The sequence below is a fragment of the Kocuria sp. ChxB genome (assembly GCF_044359605.1).
Taxonomy (GTDB): Bacteria; Actinomycetota; Actinomycetes; order Actinomycetales; family Micrococcaceae; genus Kocuria; species Kocuria rhizophila.
Window position 1 is genome coordinate 1,488,319 of the sequence record NZ_CP121123.1, and the last position, 18,094, is coordinate 1,506,412.

Annotated in this window: 13 protein-coding genes, 3 tRNA genes and 1 pseudogene; 5 read left to right on the forward strand and 12 right to left on the reverse strand. The window is 70.6% G+C overall.

The annotated features are described in order from the left end of the window. Positions 1-14: 14 nt before the first annotated feature. Positions 15-827, reverse strand: a complete 813-nt coding sequence (locus tag P8S73_RS06560) for a hypothetical protein (RefSeq protein ID WP_257744472.1) — start codon at positions 825-827, stop codon at positions 15-17. A gap of 571 nt (positions 828-1,398) precedes the next feature. Here P8S73_RS06560 and P8S73_RS06565 point away from each other — a divergent pair. Continuing rightward, positions 1,399-3,114 carry an alpha-amylase family glycosyl hydrolase gene (locus P8S73_RS06565; protein ID WP_396350261.1) on the forward strand — a complete coding sequence of 572 codons (1,716 nt, stop codon included), beginning with the start codon at positions 1,399-1,401 and terminating at the stop codon, positions 3,112-3,114. A gap of 88 nt (positions 3,115-3,202) precedes the next feature. On the opposite strand, the gene P8S73_RS06570 is transcribed toward P8S73_RS06565, so the two are convergent. The 5 genes from P8S73_RS06570 to P8S73_RS06590 all read right to left on the reverse strand — a co-directional run bounded on the left by P8S73_RS06570 (position 3,203) and on the right by P8S73_RS06590 (position 5,651). After that, the gene (locus tag P8S73_RS06570) at positions 3,203-3,709 is read right to left on the reverse strand and encodes a hypothetical protein (protein WP_396350262.1); all 507 of its coding nucleotides are present in this window, start codon (positions 3,707-3,709) and stop codon (positions 3,203-3,205) included. Positions 3,710-3,965: 256 nt separating this feature from the next. Next, a tRNA-Phe gene (locus P8S73_RS06575) sits at positions 3,966-4,038 on the reverse strand. 76 nt (positions 4,039-4,114) lie between these two features. Then, a tRNA-Asp gene (locus tag P8S73_RS06580) sits at positions 4,115-4,188 on the reverse strand. An 88-nt stretch (positions 4,189-4,276) separates the two neighbouring features. Beyond that, a tRNA-Glu gene (locus P8S73_RS06585) sits at positions 4,277-4,349 on the reverse strand. A gap of 354 nt (positions 4,350-4,703) precedes the next feature. Then, positions 4,704-5,651 carry a universal stress protein gene (locus tag P8S73_RS06590; protein ID WP_396350263.1) on the reverse strand — a complete coding sequence of 316 codons (948 nt, stop codon included), beginning with the start codon at positions 5,649-5,651 and terminating at the stop codon, positions 4,704-4,706. A 306-nt stretch (positions 5,652-5,957) separates the two neighbouring features. Here P8S73_RS06590 and P8S73_RS06595 point away from each other — a divergent pair, with 306 nt between their 5' ends. Then, positions 5,958-7,316, forward strand: coding sequence for a D-arabinono-1,4-lactone oxidase (locus P8S73_RS06595; RefSeq protein ID WP_396350264.1), 1,359 nt, complete (start codon positions 5,958-5,960; stop codon positions 7,314-7,316). Between the two features lie 92 nt (positions 7,317-7,408). Here P8S73_RS06595 and P8S73_RS06600 read toward each other — a convergent pair whose 3' ends face one another. Beyond that, positions 7,409-8,848, reverse strand: coding sequence for an FAD-dependent oxidoreductase (locus P8S73_RS06600; RefSeq protein WP_083310952.1), 1,440 nt, complete (start codon positions 8,846-8,848; stop codon positions 7,409-7,411). 252 nt (positions 8,849-9,100) lie between these two features. Between P8S73_RS06600 and P8S73_RS06605 the strand changes: the two genes are divergently transcribed. After that, positions 9,101-10,561, forward strand: coding sequence for an NCS2 family permease (locus P8S73_RS06605; protein ID WP_396350265.1), 1,461 nt, complete (start codon positions 9,101-9,103; stop codon positions 10,559-10,561). A gap of 84 nt (positions 10,562-10,645) precedes the next feature. Here P8S73_RS06605 and P8S73_RS06610 read toward each other — a convergent pair whose 3' ends face one another. The 4 genes and pseudogenes from P8S73_RS06610 to P8S73_RS06625 all read right to left on the reverse strand — a co-directional run bounded on the left by P8S73_RS06610 (position 10,646) and on the right by P8S73_RS06625 (position 12,629). Next, entirely contained in the window at positions 10,646-11,575 is a 930-nt protein-coding gene (locus P8S73_RS06610; protein ID WP_019309778.1) for a spermidine synthase, read from the reverse strand. 166 nt (positions 11,576-11,741) lie between these two features. After that, positions 11,742-12,041, reverse strand: a pseudogene (locus tag P8S73_RS06615) (MTH1187 family thiamine-binding protein); the annotation flags it as partial. Positions 12,042-12,163: 122 nt separating this feature from the next. Beyond that, on the reverse strand, positions 12,164-12,427 hold the full coding sequence (locus P8S73_RS06620) for a hypothetical protein (RefSeq protein WP_019309776.1): 264 nt from the start codon (positions 12,425-12,427) through the stop codon (positions 12,164-12,166). 4 nt (positions 12,428-12,431) lie between these two features. Further along, positions 12,432-12,629 carry a hypothetical protein gene (locus P8S73_RS06625; RefSeq protein WP_223110062.1) on the reverse strand — a complete coding sequence of 66 codons (198 nt, stop codon included), beginning with the start codon at positions 12,627-12,629 and terminating at the stop codon, positions 12,432-12,434. A gap of 241 nt (positions 12,630-12,870) precedes the next feature. Between P8S73_RS06625 and pta the strand changes: the two genes are divergently transcribed. Beyond that, a complete protein-coding gene (gene pta / locus P8S73_RS06630) occupies positions 12,871-14,964 on the forward strand; it encodes a phosphate acetyltransferase (protein ID WP_070637103.1) in 2,094 nt (697 codons plus the stop codon). Positions 14,965-15,006: 42 nt separating this feature from the next. On the opposite strand, the gene cls is transcribed toward pta, so the two are convergent. Continuing rightward, positions 15,007-16,479, reverse strand: coding sequence for a cardiolipin synthase (cls, locus tag P8S73_RS06635; protein WP_070637105.1), 1,473 nt, complete (start codon positions 16,477-16,479; stop codon positions 15,007-15,009). A gap of 232 nt (positions 16,480-16,711) precedes the next feature. Here cls and P8S73_RS06640 point away from each other — a divergent pair, with 232 nt between their 5' ends. After that, entirely contained in the window at positions 16,712-17,944 is a 1,233-nt protein-coding gene (locus P8S73_RS06640; protein ID WP_047979030.1) for an acetate/propionate family kinase, read from the forward strand. The last annotated feature ends 150 nt before the right edge of the window (positions 17,945-18,094 follow it).

Here is an 18,094-nt window from a genome sequence, read left to right on the forward strand (position 1 = left end):
CTGCATTTACTCCACTAGAGAGCACGGTGCGGGCGACCCAGGCCCCGTTGAACGCGCGAAAGCCACGTCATCCTGCGGGTTGGAGAGCGGAGGTCGTCCCATGTGAGGACCGAGACGTCCCACCCTGCGTCTCGCAGGAGGGACAGGCGGTACATCTCATCCCGGTACTGGGACACCTCACGAGCATGGACACCGCCGTTGTACTCCACGGCCGTTCGCGCACCAGGCCATGCCAGGTCCAGGAAGAACGTGCGCCCCGCGATCGTCACCTGGTGGTTCAGGGACGGCCCAGGCAGGTCGTGGCGGGCAATGATCAGGCGGGTCAGAGTCTCCGCCGCCGACCAGCACGGTGACCGAGCATCACGCCACGCGCGGCGCAGCCGGATGACGCCTCGAGCGGTCGGAGGGAGCTGGTCCAGACTCTCCTCCAACTGCTCTCGCGTGAACTGCACCGGGCGGGACGCGCCGGGGATGATGAATCGGGTGGACAGCAGCGCGTCCAGGCACGCAGTGATCCGCCACGGAGACAGCACGGTGCTCATCCGGGACAGCATCTCCAGTGGGTGGGCAACCCTGCTGCCCCATGGGCCCACGAGGCTGGGCAGACCGTGCGACATGGCAATGCGCACTCCCTCCTGCTTGGACTGGGCGCGGTGACCAGTCCAGAGCAGCTCGACGCAGTGGTTCGCGGCGTTCAGTGAGGAAGCACTGAACGCCCCCTGGCGTGGACCGCGCGACTGGTGGGGCCGGGCAAGCACCTCCTGCACCCACGCCTCACTTCCGCCCACGGGGAGCCGCAGCAGCTCCAGCCCGTGCAAGCCGCTCACCAGAAGCCCAGACTCGGGCCGGCACAAATGCCGCTGCAGGAGAACAGCTCTTTCCACCGCTGTGAGCGGTTCGTCCCGGATCACCCACAGTCCCCGCGCGAGTCGTTGCACGCCCGGGCTGCCGAGCAACTGTGAGGCGCGTCGGCCGGTCTCCGCCGTGGGAACCACCAGTGGCTCAGGGAGAAACGGGGCTGGACGCTGCTGGTACAACACCATGCCGGAACTGTAGGTAGGTGATCCGTTGACCGGGGCGGGTTGTCCACAGCCCTGCCCCACACACCCTCTGGCCGGGAGATCCACCGCCCCTCTGCATGCTCACCCCCGAGCTGTGGACGCTGCCTAGTGGAGCAAATGCAGCTGGGGCTCCTGATTTCTGCACTAACGGAGTAAATGCAGCGGGCGGGGGTGGACCTGGGGTGGGAGCGACTGCGGGGCGGGATCAGGGCTGCGCGGGGCGGCAATCGGGCTCGGGTGCGCGGTCCGGTGACCAGGCACGCGGGGAGACCCCCGCCCCTCGAAGAACGGGGTGCCCTTTGGCCCGTGACGCCCGGCCGTGGGTAGCCTGGAGTGCGTGACTTTCTCCCAGACCTCCTTCCCCGCCCCCTCCGGCTCCGAGTGGTGGCGCGACGCCGTGATCTACCAGGTGTACCCCCGCTCCTTCAAGGACTCCAACGGAGACGGCATGGGTGATCTGGGCGGCGTCACCGAGGAGCTTCCCTACCTCAAGCGGCTGGGGGTGGACGCCGTGTGGCTCTCCCCCTTCTATCTCTCGCCGCAGCACGACGCCGGCTACGACGTCGCGGACTACCGCACCGTGGATCCCCGCTTCGGTTCGTTGGAGGACTACGACCGGATGCGCGAGGAGGCCCACCGGCTGGGGTTGAAGATCATCGTGGACCTGGTGCCCAACCACACGTCCGAGGACCACGAGTGGTTCCGGGCCGCCCTGGCCTCAGCACCCGGTTCACCGGAACGCGCCCGCTACATCTTCCGGGAGGGCAGGGGCGAGAACGGTGAGCTGCCGCCCAACAACTGGAAGTCCCTGTTCGGCGGCTCCGCGTGGACCCGCGTGGCGGACGGCCAGTGGTACCTGCACCTGTTCGACTCCTCCCAGCCGGATCTGGACTGGAAGAACCCGGAGGTGTGGGAGGAGTTCCGCGCCATCCTGCGGTTCTGGCTGGACCGCGGGGCGGACGGCTTCCGGGTGGACGTGGCCCACGGGATGATCAAGGCAGAGGGCCTCCCGGACTGGGACGAGCAGGTCCACATGGTGGAGGGCACCGCCGAGGAGGATGGCACCGAGGACGCCCACGAGCCCACCAAGACCATGGACACCGGCCCGTACTTCGACCAGGACGGCGTGCACGAGATCTACCGTGACTGGCACCGCGTGCTCCAGGAGTACCCCGGGGACCGGATACTGGTGGTCGAGGCGTGGGTGGGCCCGGCTCCCCGGCTGGCCCGCTACGTGCGCCCGGACGAGGCGCAGCAGGCGTTCAACTTCGACTTCCTGATCTCCGGGTGGCACCGCGACCGGATGCGGGACACCGTGGACGCCTCGCTGCGCGCCTACTACGAGGTGGGCGCGCCCTGCACGTGGGTGCTCTCCAACCACGACACCGTGCGCCACGCCTCCCGCTACGGCCTGGGCTCGCGCACCGCCTACCCCAACGGCATCGGCGCGCAGGACGAGCAGCCGCACCACGGCCAGGGCCTGCGCCGGGCCCGCGCCGCCGCGCTGGTGGAGCTGTCCCTGCCGGGTTCGGCGTACGTCTACCAGGGCGACGAGCTGGGCCTCCCCGAGCACACGTCCCTTCCCGACGCCGCCCGCGAGGATCCCACGTTCCACCGCACTGCGGGCGCGGAGCTGGGGCGCGACGGCGCTCGGGTGCCTCTGCCCTGGTCCCCCGTGGGCGAGGGGCTGGGCTTCGGCCCGAACCCGTGGCTGCCGCAGCCGGAGTCCTTCCGCGAGATCACGGTGGACCACCAGGAGGGCGATCCGCAGTCCACGCTCAACCTCTACCGGCGTGCCCTGGGGGTGCGCGGTGAACTGGGTCTGGGCACTGCGGACTTCACCTGGCACGAGCTGAGCGACGGTCCGGAGGGTGTGCTGGCGTACGTGCTCAGCACGAGCGAGGGCCGCACGGTGCTGGTGGCGGCGAACCTCGGGGAGGGTGACGCTGAGATCGCGGAGCTCTCGCGCGGCACACTGCTGCTCACGAGCGGCCAGGACGCGGTGATCGACAACCGCCTGACCGTGGACAGCGCGGTGTGGCTGGAACTCTGAGGTCCTGATCCCAGCCCCCGGTGTGGGGGGCGGCGCCGGATGCGGCGTGCACCCGGGGGCGGGGTCAACCGGTGCACCCGGGGCGGGGTCAGCCCGTGGGCGCTGCCGATCCGGATGCGGTGGAGCCCGGGCTCGCCGAGCAGTGGGACTGCAACCAGGCGTCGGCGGGGGCGAGGGCCTGCTGGATCTTGGCGGCCTCGGAGGGCTCCAGGGCCTCACCGGCGCCGTCGAGGATCCGTTCCACCTGGTCGAAAGCCGGCTGCACGGCGGAGGGCAGCTGGGCGAACATCTTGTCTGCGGAGGCGCGGGCCTCGTCCAGGGCACCGGCGTCCTGACTCTCGTGCTCGCTGTCGTGGCTCAGGGGCAGCAGCTCGACGCCGCTCACGGCCTCGGCGACGTCGAAGCACTCCTGCGTGCTCGCGGGGGACGCGGAGCGTGAGGTCGTGGGCCGGGTACTCGTGACCGTGGGGCTGGGGGCTGGGGCGGAGGTCTCAAGGGCCGCGCCGGAGGGGCTCTGGGCACTGCACCCGGTCAGACCGGCGGAGAGCGCCGCCAGCACCGTGGTGGCACACAGCACGCGCATCCGTTGTCGCATGGCCGGCTCCCTCTTCCGCGCGGAGCCCACTGCCCTGGGCCCCGTCCATCAGCGTCCACCGTAGGCCCGCAACCTCGGTGCGGGCTGGGGGTCAGGTGCGCGCACGCACGGCTCGCCGGGCCGGAGAGGCGGCGGGCGTCGTCGTTCCCGCCACGCGGGGATGGGGGCCGGGTGCCCCGCTCGTCCCGGAGAAGAGTGACGCACCCACCCCGGACAGCAAAGAACCCCCGCGTGTAGAAGCCACGCGAGGGTTCAGTGGCTCCGACCGGCGTCGATCCGGTGACCTTACGATTTTCAGTCGTACGCTCTACCAACTGAGCTACAGAGCCAGGCACGCACCGGGAGGAAACCTCTCGGTGATATGCCGCGACGGCGCGAAAAGTTGCCTTTTCATCGCCGCCTGAGCGACCCTGACGGGACTTGAACCCGCGACCTCCGCCGTGACAGGGCGGCGCGCTAACCAACTGCGCTACAGGGCCTTGGTTGTTTCCAACGAGTGGATATCCTACCAGGACGAACGACTCACTGTGCAAATCGTGTTCCCGGCGGTGCTCCGAGTGGAAACCGTACCCCCAACGGGATTCGAACCCGTGCCGCCGCCGTGAAAGGGCGGTGTCCTAGGCCGCTAGACGATGGGGGCCAGAACTCCGTCCGACAGCACACAGGGCACCATGGGACGATGGACCTCCAACATCCTAGAGGCAAACCACCCGTTCCACAAACATCCCCGGCCCCCGCCGATCCGGGGCACTGATCCTGCAGGCGCCCTGGACGAACACTCCCGTTGTCACCCCGACCGGGTACGGGGCGGACCGGACGCACGCAGACGGCCCTTCCGGATAAGAGTGGCCCAGCCGGACCCGACCGGCTCCCCGGGCAACGTCCAGCGGGGCTGAGGCCCGTCACGGTGCACCATGGAACGGAGTGCCCGGGGCAGCGGCCCTCCTCTCGCGAATGACGCGGGCGGGAACCACCCAGTGCGGACAGCTGCGCCCTAGACCGCCACCTCGGGACGGTCCGCCAGCCGCGGGTCCTCGAAGGGCGGGACGATCATGACCGGCCCGGTGCAGTTGTGCAGCACCCCCTGGGACGTGGAGCCCAGGAGCATGCCCGCGAACCCGCCGCGACCGCGCGTGCCCGTGACCACCAGCTGGTTCCGGGCGGAGCGCTCCACGAGGGCGTCGATGGGCGATCCGTCCGCGAGCTCCCCGGTGATCTCGAGCCCCGGGAAGTGGCCGCGCAGCCACTGGACGCACACGTCCAGAGCGGCCCGCACCTCGCCCCGCAGGTCGTCGAAGTCCACGGGAGAGGGCAGCCAGGCGTAGGACCCGGCATCCGAGGGTGCGGCGCACAGCACCGTGAGCGGCACCCCCAGCTGCTCCGCCTCGTCCGCGGCCCACAGCATGGCGGCGCTCGCGTGGGGAGAGCCGTCCGAGCCGACCGTCACGCCGTCCACGAACGCCGGGCGGCGGCTCACGTTCTCACTGACCCGGTAGTCGGTGCCCCACTGCAGGGGGATGATCCCCACGGGGCAGTGCGCGTGGGCGGGCACCGCCGTGGACACCGAGCCCAGCAGCCGGCCCAGGAACCTCCCGTGGCCCCGGGACCCCAGGACCAGCAGCTGCGCATCCCTGCTGAGGTCCACGAGCACACCGGAGGGGTCCCCGGCCTGGACCGTGGACCGGACCTCCACGTCCAGCTCGGCCACGCGGCGTCGGGCGTCAGCCACGAGCTCCTCCACGGCGCGGCTCATGGCGGCGTCGTCGAACGCGGCGTAGCCCACGTCGAACGTGGACCCCCCGATCATGGGCACCGTGTAGGCGGTGACCACGTGCAGCGGTGCGCCGCGGCGCCGTGCTTCCCGTGCGGCCCAGTGCAGGGCGCCCAGGCTCTGCTCGGAGCCGTCCACTCCCACGATGATCTCGGCGTCTGGTGCCCTCACTGCTGTTCCCTCCCCGACCGTGGATTCCTGTTCCCAGCCTAGCCACCCGGTCACCGGCGGCGGGGCTGCGGTGAGATGATGGAGGCGTCCGGATCGCTGCGACGACGCCGCGGCGCACGTCAGGCCCGCACCGTGCGGTCCTGGCCACGCGACACGGCCGACCCCCGCGGTTCCGGGCGCCCGCGACGGCTGCGACGCACGCCGCAGGCAGAGCGTCAGCGGTGCGCCGGCGCGGGCGAGGGCACGTGCCGTGTCCGCACGGATGAGGATCGAGGGGGCTGAACGCCCCCGGAACGGAGACGAGCCGTGAGCACAGGCGGAGCACCGGGCATGACGGCCCGGGTGAAGAACGGCACGTGGCGGTCCTGGGGAGGCAACCTCACCGCGGATCCCACGGTGCGGGTCCGTCCCACCACCTCGGACGAGGTGCTGCGCGTGCTGAGCGAGGCGCAGGAGCACGGCCTGTGCGTGCGTCCGGCCGGCTCCGGCCACAGCTGCGCGCCCCTGGTCCCCACGGAGGGCGTCCTGCTGGACACCTCCGCCCTCAAGGGCCTGGTCTCCGTGGACGAGGACCACCAGCGGGTCACGGTGTTCGCCGGCACCACGCTGCAGGAGCTGAACCTGATCCTGGAGCAGCACGGGCTGGCGCTGGCCAACCTCCCCGACTCCTCGCACATGAGCGTGGGCGGCGCGCTGGCCACGGGCACCCACGGCACGGGCCTGGGGCAGCCGTCCCTGGGCGGTCAGGTGATCGGGCTGAGCCTGGCCACCCCCACCGGTGAGCTGATCTCCTGCTCGGAGACCCACCGCCCGGACCTGTTCGACGCCGCCCGGGTGCACCTGGGCGTGCTGGGCGTGGTGGTCTCCGTGACCCTCCAGTGCGTCAACGCGTTCCGGCTGCACTGCGCCGAGTTCCGCGAGCCGCTCGGTGCACTGCTGGACACCCTGCAGGAACGGATGTCCGCCGCGGACCACTTCGAGTTCTCCTGGATGCCCGGGACCACCACGGCCCACACCCGCATCCTGAGCCGCCTGCACCGCCTCCCGGACTCCTACACGCGCCCCGCCTCACCGATCTCCCGGGCGCTGCGCCGCGCGGACGACGCCGTTCTGCGCACCTCCCTGACCGCCGGGCTGGGCCACGTGGGGAACCTGATCCCGCGTGCCGTGACCGGGCTGAACCGCATCGAGTCCCTCGCGGAGAGCTCGCGGCGCTACACGGACGTGTCCTACAGCGTGTTCACGGTGGCCCGCCCGGTGCGCTACGTGGCCGCCGAGTACGCGCTGCCGTTGGAGGCCACGGCCTCCGCGGTGCGGGAGCTGAAGGTCCTCGCGGACGCCCACGTGTACGACCTCTCGTTCCCCCTGACCGTGCGGTGCGCCCCGCCGGACCCGGGACTCCTCTCCCCCGCCGGGGGGCGCTACACGGGGTGGATCAACCTGCGCCAGTACGGCAGGCGCCCCAGCCAGTCCTTCCTCACCGCCGCGGAGCGGATCCTGGTGGAGCACGGCGGCCGCCCCCACTGGGGCACGCTGCACACCCGCACCGCCGCGGACCTTGCACCGCTCTACCCGCACTGGGAGGAGTTCCTGGCACTGCGGGCGGAGCTGGACCCCCACGGGCTGCTGCTCAACGAGCACACCCACCGCGTCCTCGGCGTCTGATCCGCACGCCCGACGCCGCGGGGCGGGGCGGGAAGCCCGGGCGCACCCGGTGTTTCCCGCCCCGCCCCGTGGACGATGCGTGAGGGGCGGGCCTACTGGCCCGCGCCGTTGCGGGAGACGGAGATCATCTCGTCCCGCTCCACCACCTTGACGCGCTCGCGGGGGTTGCCCTCGGCGTCGTGCGAGGACTGGCCGAGGCTCTGCTCGTACTCGTCCAGGGCGAGCCAGCCGTCCCACGTGGTGTACTGCACGTCCTTGGACTCGAGCAGCTCCACCACGGCCTGGGGGTCCGGGTTGTCCGGATCGGCCAGGGAGGCACGGTCCGCCACGAGATGGGTCACGGTCTCCAGGGCGTCGGACTTGGTGGCGCCGATCAGCCCCACGGGTCCGCGCTTGATCCAGCCGGTGGCGTAGACGCCGGGGACCGGGGTGCCGTCCGCCTCAACCACGCGGCCCTCCTCGTTGAGGATGACCCCGCGCTCGGGGTCGAAGGGCAGCTCGGGCAGGGGGGAGCCCAGGTAGCCGATCGCGTGGTAGACGGCCTGCACCGGGTACTCGGTGTACTCGCCCGTGCCGGTCACGGAGGCGTCCCCGTTGAGGCGCGTGCGCTCCATGCGGATGGCACGGACCTTGCCGTCCTCGTCCCCGAGGATCTCGTCCGGGGTCTGCAGGAAGTGCAGGTGCAGCCGGCGGGACGCGGTCTTGGGGGTCTCGTCCTCACGCCACTTCTGCAGCGTCTTCATCATGACCTTGGTCTGGTTGTTCTCGGTGATGGCCTTCTCGGAGGCCTCGTCGAACTGGAAGTCCTCGTCGTAGACCACGATGTCCACGTCCCGGGACTTGGCCAGCTCACGCAGCTCCAGGGGGGTGAACTTGATCTGGGCGGGGCCGCGGCGGCCGAAGATGTGCACGTCCGTGACCGGGGACTGCTTCAGCCCCTGGTACACGTTGCCCGGGATCTCCGTGACCAGCATGTCGTCCGCGTGCTTGGAGAGCACCCGCGCCACGTCCAGCGCCACGTTGCCGTTGCCGATCACCGCGATCTCCTTGGCCTCCAGCGGCCACGTGCGCGGGTAGTCCGGGTGGCCGTCGTACCAGGCCACGAAGCGGGCCGCGCCGTAGGAGCCGTCCAGGTCCGCGCCGGGGATCTCCAGCGGGGCGTCGTTGACGGCACCGGTCGCGAAGATGACGGCATCGTAGTGGGTGAGGAACTCGCCCAGAGTGATGTCCCGGCCGTACTCCACGTTGCCGAAGAACCGGATGTCCCCGCGGCCCAGGATGGAGCGCAGCGCCGTGATGATCCCCTTGATGCGCGGGTGGTCCGGGGCCACGCCGTAGCGGATGAGACCGAACGGGGTGGGGTAGCGGTCGAACAGGTCCACGCTGACCTCGAGCTCGCCCTCGCGGACCGCCTCGGTCTTGGTGAGCATGTCCGCGGCGTAGATCCCGGCCGGGCCGGCGCCGATCACGGCCACGCGCAGCGGGCGGGAGGTGGGGGTTGTCACGGTGGTGATTCCTTTCGACGCGCACACGGATCCCGCGTGCAGACAGGGACTGGGATCAACGGTAGTGAACTCAGGTCAGTCCTGCCTAACCACGCGGCCGGCTGCGGAGGCGGAGCGGCAGCCCCGGATCCTGGCACCACCGGCCCTCCTGCCCCACCGGACCGGGGACCGTGGCGGGCGCTGCGGCACGGTGCGCGGGCGGCGTCGTCGTAGTATTTCTACACAAACACCCCCACCCGTCCCGTTCGGCGCGGCCAGCGCCCACCCGTGAGGATCTGCATGTCGTCTTCCACCCCGCCCGCTCAGCGCAGCGAGCCCCGAGGCGGGCTGGACCGCTTCTTCTCCATCACGCAGCGTGGCTCCACCGTGGGCCGCGAGGTCCGCGGCGGCGTGGCCACGTTCATCGCCATGAGCTACATCGTGGTGCTCAACCCGCTGGTGCTCGGCTACGGCCCGGACGGCGCCGGGAACACCCTGGGCGGCGAGCGCGTGGCCGCCATGACCGCGCTGGTGGCCGGCGTGCTGACCATCCTCATGGGTGTGTGGGCCAGGTCCCCGTTCGGCATGGCCGCCGGGCTGGGCGTGAACGCGTTCCTGGCCGTCACGATCGCCACGAACCCCGGGCTCACGTGGCCGCAGGTGATGGGTCTGGTGATCTGGGCCGGCGTGATCATGGTGGTCCTGGTGGTCACCGGGTTCCGCACAGCGGTGTTCAACGCGGTGCCGGACTCCCTCAAGACCGCGATCGTGGTGGGCATCGGGCTGTTCATCGCGCTGATCGGGTTCGTGAACGCCGGCTTCGTGCGCCGCATCCCGGACGCCGCCCACACCACCGTTCCGGTGCAGCTGGGCACCGGCGGTGAGCTCTTCGGCTGGCCCACCCTCACGTTCGTGGTGGGCCTGCTGCTGACCGTCGCGCTGATGGTGCGCAACGTCAGGGGCGGGATCCTGATCTCGGTGGTGCTCACCACCGTCCTGGCGCACGTGCTGGAGGCGGTCTCCCCCAGCGGCTCCTCCGTGGACAACCCGCACGGCTGGTCGCTCGTGGTGCCGTCCTCCCCGGAGGCGCTGTTCGCGGTTCCGGACCTGTCCCTGCTGGGCTCCGCCGCGCCCATCGACGCCTTCCGCGAGCTCGGCGGGATCGCGTGCGCCCTGCTGATCTTCACCATCCTGCTGTCCATCTTCTTCGACGCCATGGGCACCATGGTGGGGCTGTCCCGCCAGGCCGGGCTCGAGGACGCGGACGGTCAGATCGAGAACGTGGACCGTGTGCTCCTCGTGGACGCCCTCGGTGCCGTGGCCGGCGGCGCGGGCTCCGTGTCCTCCAACCAGATCTTCGTGGAGTCCTCCACGGGCATCGCAGACGGCGCCCGCACCGGCCTGGCCAACGTGGTCACCGGCGTGCTGTTCCTCGCCGCCATGTTCCTCACCCCGCTGGTCAACGTGGTCCCCTTCGAGGCCGTGGCCCCCGCCATGGTGGTGGTCGGCTTCCTCATGGCCCGCAACGTGGTGGCCATCGACTGGGCGGACCTGGGCGTCGCGATCCCCGCGTTCCTCACGTTCGCGGTCATGCCGTTCACGTACTCGATCGCCAACGGCATCGGCGCGGGCTTCGTCTCCTACGTGTTCATCCGCCTGGTGCAGGGCCGCGCCAAGGACGTGCACCCGCTCATGTACGTGGTGGCCCTGGCGTTCGTGGCGTTCTTCGGCATCGGCGTGATCGAGGGCTGGGCCGGCTGATCCAGCTTTCCTGACGACGACGACGCCGCTCGCCGCCCTCTCATGCGACGCGCGGACACCTCCCACGTATCGCCGCCCCGCCCGTCAGGCCGCGTCCGGACCCTCCGGTACCGGGTCCGCCGGCTTGTCGAGCCACGGCCGGGTGTCCGCCGCGAGCTCCCGGCACCACGCGGTGTCCTTGTACTGGGCCGGCAGGGAGCCGCCGAGCAGCTCGCGGCCCAGCGCGGCGGCGTCGGCGGAACCGGCTGCGGGCAGGGGTGCGTGCGAGGCGGCGAGCACCACGTTGCCGTAGCGGCGGCCCTTGAGCATGGGAGCGTCCGCGACGGCGGCGACGTGCTCGAAGACCTCCAGCAGCGCCGCGACCTCCGCCCGGGTGCCCTTGAGGTTGCGGGTGTCCCCCACGTTCAGCAGGTACAGCCCGTCCGGCGCGAGCACGCGGTCCACGTGGCGCGCGAACTCGAGCGTGCGCAGGTGCCCCGGGGTCTGCTCCCCGGCGAAGACGTCCCGGATCACGATGTCCCGCGAGGTCTCACTGAGGGACTCCGTGACCGCCCGCGCCTCCCCCGGACGGATCCGCAGCAGCGGCGCCCGCGGCAGGTCCAACCACTCGCGCACCAGGGTGGCCAGGGCGGCGTCGAGCTCCACGACCACCTGGCGGGCCTGCGGGTAGCGCCACGCGAGGTAGCGGGCCATCGAGCACGCGCCGCCACCGAGGTGCAGCACGCGCAGCGCGGTGGGATCCAGGTGCGAGGACACGTGGTCCTCGAGCACCGTGGAGAACCAGCGCATGTACTCGAACTCCAGCTGGTCCGGGCGGTCCGGGACGATGTGCGAGGACGGCACCCCGTTCACGCGCAGCACCCACGCGCCGGGCACGTACGTGTCCTGCTGCAGCTCCACGGTCCCGGTGTCCGTGGCCCAGGTGCGCTCCACGAGCCCCGGCGCGTCCGACGACGCCGCGGCGCCGGCTTCCGCGCGACCCGCCCGCTTGGCGTTCTTGCTCTTCCTGCTCACGAGGTGCGCGGGGCCGTCACTTCCGACCGGCGGCGTCGGAGCTTGCGGTGCCCTCGGGGCCGGCGGCGCCATCCGAGGCGGGGTCACCTTCGGAGGCGGCGGGGCCGTTCGAGCCGGCGGTGCCCGAGGTGATGCCGCGGCGCTCCTGCGAACGACCCAGCTCGTGGCGGGACAGCGCGGACTCCAGGCGCTCCAGCTTGCCCGTCAGCTCACCGGTGTGGCCCGGGCGGATGTCCGCCTTGAGCACCAGGGACACGCGCGGGCCGTACTCGGCGACCGCCGCGGTGGCCTCCTTGACCACGGCCATGCACTCGTCCCACTCACCCTCGATGGTGGTGAACATGGAGTCGGTGCGGTTGGGCAGCCCGGACTCGCGCACCACGTGGACGGCGGCGGCCACGGCGTCGTGGACGGAGGCATCGGGATTGTCCCCACCGCTGGGGGAGACGGAGAAGGCGACCAGCATGTGACCAGTGTGGCACCGGGGTCGCGGGAGCGCGAGCCCCTGGTGCGGCGCGAACCCTTCCGGCGGATCACCCCGGGACTCGGAGACCCCCCTCAGGAGCGGCTCCGGTCAGGCCGCAGGATTCAGAGTGCGTCGATGAGATCACGGACCAGTTGAGAGGCAGTGGTGTGCCGCGCCTGCGCCGCATCGTTGAGCTTCGCTCGGCGCGCGGCATCCAGGCGGAGGGTGAACGGCCGTGCCGCAACTCCCACGCTGATCGGGCGCCCGGGCACCGACGGCCCCTTGTGTCCTCCGGTGAACCCCTCTGCGGACTCCGCCTCCTCGGCCCACCGTTCCATGTCGTCATCGGTGAACGGCACCCCGTTCACATCCGTGTAGTCGTTCATGTCCCTACCTCCTCAGCCCGACTTCCACGAGCACCTTGGTTGTCACTGGCATCGCGTGGAAAACCAGCCATCCATCCGGTTCGTGCTCCACCGCGATGTACTCCAGCAGTCGCCCGCCAGCATCCGCACCGACGCCCACCCACTGGACTGGAGTGGTGTCCCGGGCGCGGGATCGCAACGTTCCCTCGAAAGCCTCGATCACCTGGTCCACCGTGACCTCCGGGTGACGCGCGACGACTCGCGAATGCACGTGCACTCTCATGACCACCCCCCGCCCGCCCGATTTCGTATGACGCGATGGTAGTACGAAATACCCTGGCATGCTACGGGTCACGTCGTGCGACCCGTTCTGTCGCCGAACTCACCACTGCCCGCGGGTCGGCACGGGGACCGGTTCCCTAGACTTGGAGGCACAGCCGGACGCTACCGAGGGAGCACGTTCCATGACGCAGGGCATCTACATCTCCGCGATGACGCCGCAGAGCGGCAAGACGCTGGTGGCACTGGGGCTCACGGACACCATGTTCAAGCGCACGGACGCCCTGGGCTTCTTCCGCCCGGTGTTCGACGGCACCTCCCCCGAGGAGGATCCGGTGCTGCAGCTCATGAAGCGCACCTTCGACCTCCCGGACTCCCGGTGCCGGGGGGCGGTTTCCCTGGAGCGCTGCCGCGAGATCCTCGCCTCCGGTGAGCACGACGAGCTCGACTCCGCCGCCGTGGCCGTGTACTCCGAGATGGCACGGGAGTGCGACGTGATCGTGGTGGACGGCACCGACCTGGTGGCCCACAACGCCGCCACCGCGGAGTTCGACCTCAACGCCCGCCTGGCCAACGACATGGGCTGCTCCGTGGCCGCCGTGATCGGCGCCCACGAGTCCGAGCGGGTCAAGGACGTGCTCAACGCCGTGGACGTGACCCGCACCGAGCTGCGCCAGGCCGGTTGCGACATCTACGCCGTGATCGTCAACCGCGCGGACCCGGAGCACGCGGAGCAGATCCGCCGCGAGGCCAAGCCCGGCAACCACAACCTCCCGGCGTACGTGATCCCGGAGCTGCCTGCGATCTCCAACCCCACCGTGGCCGAGCTCGTGGACGCCCAGGGCTACGGCACGGACTTCAACTCCTCGTCCCTGGACCGCGACATCAAGGCCGTGAAGGTGGCCGCGATGACCGCGGGCAACTTCCTGGACCAGATCGCGGACGGGGACCTGGTGATCACCCCCGGGGACCGGACGGACGTGGTCTCGGCAACCCTGGCGTCGTCGTTGGCGCCCACGCTGCCGGTGCCCGCCGGGATGCTCCTGACCGGGGGCTTCCGGCCCTCCGGCGCGGTGGGTTCGCTGCTGAGCGCGGCCCCGTTCCCCGTGCTGACCACCGAACGGGACACGTTCACCACCGCGCAGGCCGTGGCGGCCACGCGCGGCACCCTGGCCGGCGCGCACTCCCGCAAGATCGCCGCCGCGCGCGGCGCGTGGGCGGAGCACGTGGACAGCGAGGAGCTCTCCGGCCGCCTGACCCTGCCGCGCCCCGTCAAGCGCACGCCGCTGCGCTTCCTGCACGAGCTCGTGGAGTCCGCGCGTGCGGACCGCAAGCGGATCGTACTGCCCGAGGGGGACGACCCCCGCATCCTGCGCGCTGCGGAGCTGATCCACCGCCGCAACTTCTGCGACCTCACGGTGCTCGGCGATCCCGAGGCCGTCCGCGCGCTCGCGCAGTCCGAGGGCATCGAGTTGGACTTCGACGCCGAGGGCCTGGACCTGGTGGACTTCCAGCACGACGACGCCCTGCGGAACAAGTATGCGGACGAGTACGTGCGGCTGCGCTCCCACAAGGGCGTGAGCAAGGACCAGGCGCTCGAGCGCATGCTGGACGGCTCCTACTTCGGCACCATGATGGTGCAGCTGGGGGACGTGGACGGCATGGTCTCCGGGGCGGCCCACACCACCGCCAACACCATCCGCCCGGCCCTGGAGTTCGTGAAGACCCGCGAGGGCGTGAACATCGTCTCCTCGGTGTTCTTCATGCTGCTCGCGGACCGCGTGCTGGTCTACGGCGACTGCGCCGTGAACCCCAACCCGGACGAGCAGCAGCTCGCGGACATCGCCCTGGCCTCCGCCCAGACGGCGCGCGAGTTCGGCGTGGACCCCCGCGTGGCCATGCTCTCCTACTCCACCGGCGGCTCGGGCTCCGGTGAGGACGTGGAGCGAGTGCGCGCCGCCACCGAGCTCGTGCGCGCCGCGGACCCGGACTTCGAGGTGGAGGGCCCCATCCAGTACGACGCCGCCGTGGACGCCTCGATCGCCAAGTCCAAGCTCCCGGGCTCGCACGTGGCGGGACAGGCCACGGTGTTCGTGTTCCCGGACCTGAACACCGGCAACAACACCTACAAGGCCGTGCAGCAGTCCGCGGGCGCGGTGGCTGTGGGTCCCGTGCTGCAGGGGCTCCGCAAGCCCGTGAACGACCTCTCGCGCGGCTGCACCGTGGACGACATCGTCAACACGGTGGCCATCACCGCGATCCAGGCGCAGACGCTCTGAGGAGGCCGCCCCCGGGAGAACCGGGGGCGGCGTCGCCCGCCCTCACATCAGGGCGGAGGTGAGCCGGAAGACGCTGTTGAGGTAGCGCTCCCCCACAGAGCGGCCCTTCCACTTCTCGGCGGTGAGCACCGTGGAGGCGTCCCGGTACTGCTGGGCGAGGTCCTGCAGGCTGCCCACCATGTCCCCGCCGAACGCGAGCAGGCTGATCTCGTAGTTCAGACCCATCGACCGCATGTCCATGTTGGAGGAGCCCATCACGGACATCTCCTGGTCCACCACCATGAACTTGGTGTGCAGCACCTCGGGGCTGCGGTACTGGTAGATGATCACACCCGCGTCCAGCAGGGCCTCGTAGTAGGACGCCTGGGCGTGGCCCACCATGAACTGGTCCGCCTTCTCACTGGTGAACAGCTCCACGCGCACACCGCGGTACGCGGCCGTGGTGACCGAGGCCAGCAGGGACTCGTCCGGGATGAAGTACGGGCTGCACAGCACCAGGCTCTCCAGGGCGGCGTCGGCCATGCTCGCGAAGAGCCGCTCGTTGGGACGCGTCTCGAAGCCAGGCCCCGAGGGCAGCAGCTGCATGTAGTTGCCCGGGCCGTCCGGGCCGGTCACCGGAACCGGGGCGTGCGTGGGGACGAACGTGTCCGCCATGAGCTGCTCGTTGGTCTCGCTGTACCAGTCCACCGCGAAGACCGCCTCGATCTCCTCGGTGATCTCCCCCGTCAGGCGGACCATGATGTCCACCCAGCGGCGCCCGATCTTCATGTTCTTCTTCGAGAGGTAGCTGGAGTCGATCATGTTCTGGCTGCCCATGAACGCCACGTTGCCGTCCACCACCACGAGCTTGCGGTGGTTGCGCAGGTCCGGGCGGCGCAGCTCGCCGCGCCACGGCCGCAGCGGCATCATGAGGCGCCACTGGAACCCGGCGGCGTCGAACCGCTTGCCCAGCTTGCGGTACCCGGGGTACTTGCGGGACCCCAGCTGGTCCAGCAGCACACGGACGACGACGCCGCGGCGCACCGCCCGCTCGAGCGCCTCGAAGAACGGGGCCGTGGTCTGGTCCCACGCCATGATGTAGACCTCCACGTGGACGTAGTCCTGCGCGGCGTCCACGGCGTCCACCAGGGACGCGATCACAGCGTGCTCCTCCGTGAGCAGCTCCACGTGGGTGCCCGTGACGCACGGCAGACCCGTGAGCCGCCGGTTCATGTGGGTGAAGGACTCGAGCCACCGCGGGGGCTCTGCACCCTCGGGCAGGTCCGGGTACTGCTCCAGACCCTCCGTGAGGCTCTTGTTGGCCTCCTCCTGGATGCGCATCCGCCGCCCTCGCACGTAGGGGCTGCCCAGCATGAGGAACAGCGGCAGGCCCACCACGGGCAGCACCAGGATGATCATGAGCCACGCTGTGGAGGAGGACGGCCGCCGGTTCTCGGGGACCACACCGATGGCGATGATCTTGATGCTGTAGTCGATGATCAGGTAGACGGTGGTTGCGAGGACGGTCCAGTCCATGGGTGCTCCGTTGCAGCGGGGGACACGTGTTTCCCCATGGTAGGGCCCCGGCCTGTCACCGGGCTGGCCCCGGCCTGTCACTGGGCTGTCACCGGTCTGTCACCGGGGCGTCCGGGCCCGGATGCCCCGCAGGTGGCGGGCCGCGCGGGATTGCCCCTGGCCGCTCGGAGACCCGCCTCCCGTGAGATCATGGGAGGAGCCCATCCGCCCGCCGATCCCGAAGGATCCTGCCATGCTCGTGCTCGTCGTCAACTGCGGCTCCTCCTCCATCAAGTACCAGGTGCGGGAGGTCACTCCGGAGGGTTCCGAGCCCAGCGCCTACACGTCCTCCATGCCCGCGATCAACGAGAACGTGCCCCTGGCCACCGCCACCGCGGGCATGGCCGGTGGTGAGGTGATCACCAAGGGGCTGATCGAGAACATCGGCACCTCGGACGTCAAGGACCACACGCAGGCCCTGGAGATCCTCGCGCAGCGCCTGGACGAGGAGCTCGGCGGGCGCACGATCGACGCCGCGGGGCACCGTGTGGTGCACGGCGGTGAGCGGTTCTCGGCCCCCGTGCTGGTGAACAACGAGATCATCCGCGCCATCGAGCGGCTCGCTCCCCTGGCCCCGCTGCACAACCCCGCCCACGCGCTGGGGCTGCGAGCCATCCAGAAAACCTACCCGGGCATGCCCCAGGTGTGCGTGTTCGACACCGCCTTCCACCGTTCCATGCCCGAGAAGGCGTGGCGCTACGCGATCCCCGACAGCTGGTACGAGATGGACGGGATGCGCCGCTACGGCTTCCACGGCACCTCCCACGACTACGTGACGGGCAAGGCGTGCGAGTTCCTGGGCATCCCGCGCGAGCAGTTCAACGCCGTGGTGGCCCACCTGGGCAACGGTGCCTCCGCCACCGCGATCCGCGAGGGCAGGTCCTTCGACACCTCCATGGGCTACACACCGCTCGCGGGCCTGGTCATGGGCACCCGCAGCGGTGACCTGGACCCCTCCGTGGTCACGGCCATGCTGGAGCGCAATCCCGAGATGAGCGCCAAGGAGATGAACCAGATCCTCAACGGGGAGTCCGGGCTGCAGGGCATCTGCGGGGACTCGGACATGCGCGTGGTGGAGCAGCGCGCGGAGTCCGGGGACGAACGGGCGCAGCTGGCACTGGAGATGGCCGCGTACCGGCTGTCCAAGTACATCGGCGGCTACCACGTGGCGGTGGGCGGAGCACAGGCCCTCATCTTCACCGCGGGCATCGGGGAGAACTCCCCCGAGTTCCGGACCCTCGTGTGCGATCAGCTGGGCGCGCTCGGCATCGCCCTGGACCCCGCGCTCAACGAGCACCCCGAGGGGGACGTGGCCCGGATCAGCGCCCCCGGCTCGGCCATCGAGGTCCTGGTGGCCGCCACGGACGAGGAGCGCGCCATTGCGGAGGCCACCGCAGCACTGGTGCAGGAGCGCGTGAAGCACTGACCCACTGCCGGCCGGCCCCGGTTGCCGCTCCTGCTCCCGTTCCGGTCTTAAGTGCAGATATTGCCGCCTACCAGGCAGTAGACGGCAATATCTGCACTCAAGACTCAGGAAGCACGGTGGGCGGCAAGCTGCTCCCCCACGGGCGCGGCA

Bases quoted from the DNA above. Each gene is read 5' to 3' on its own strand.
- P8S73_RS06570 (WP_396350262.1), bottom strand. From the start codon at position 3,709: ATGCGACAACGGATGCGCGTGCTGTGTGCCACCACGGTGCTGGCGGCG.
- P8S73_RS06605 (WP_396350265.1), top strand. From the start codon at position 9,101: ATGTCGTCTTCCACCCCGCCCGCTCAGCGCAGCGAGCCCCGAGGCGGG.
- P8S73_RS06620 (WP_019309776.1), bottom strand. From the start codon at position 12,427: ATGAACGACTACACGGATGTGAACGGGGTGCCGTTCACCGATGACGAC.
- pta (WP_070637103.1), top strand. From the start codon at position 12,871: ATGACGCAGGGCATCTACATCTCCGCGATGACGCCGCAGAGCGGCAAG.
- cls (WP_070637105.1), bottom strand. From the start codon at position 16,479: ATGGACTGGACCGTCCTCGCAACCACCGTCTACCTGATCATCGACTAC.
- P8S73_RS06640 (WP_047979030.1), top strand. From the start codon at position 16,712: ATGCTCGTGCTCGTCGTCAACTGCGGCTCCTCCTCCATCAAGTACCAG.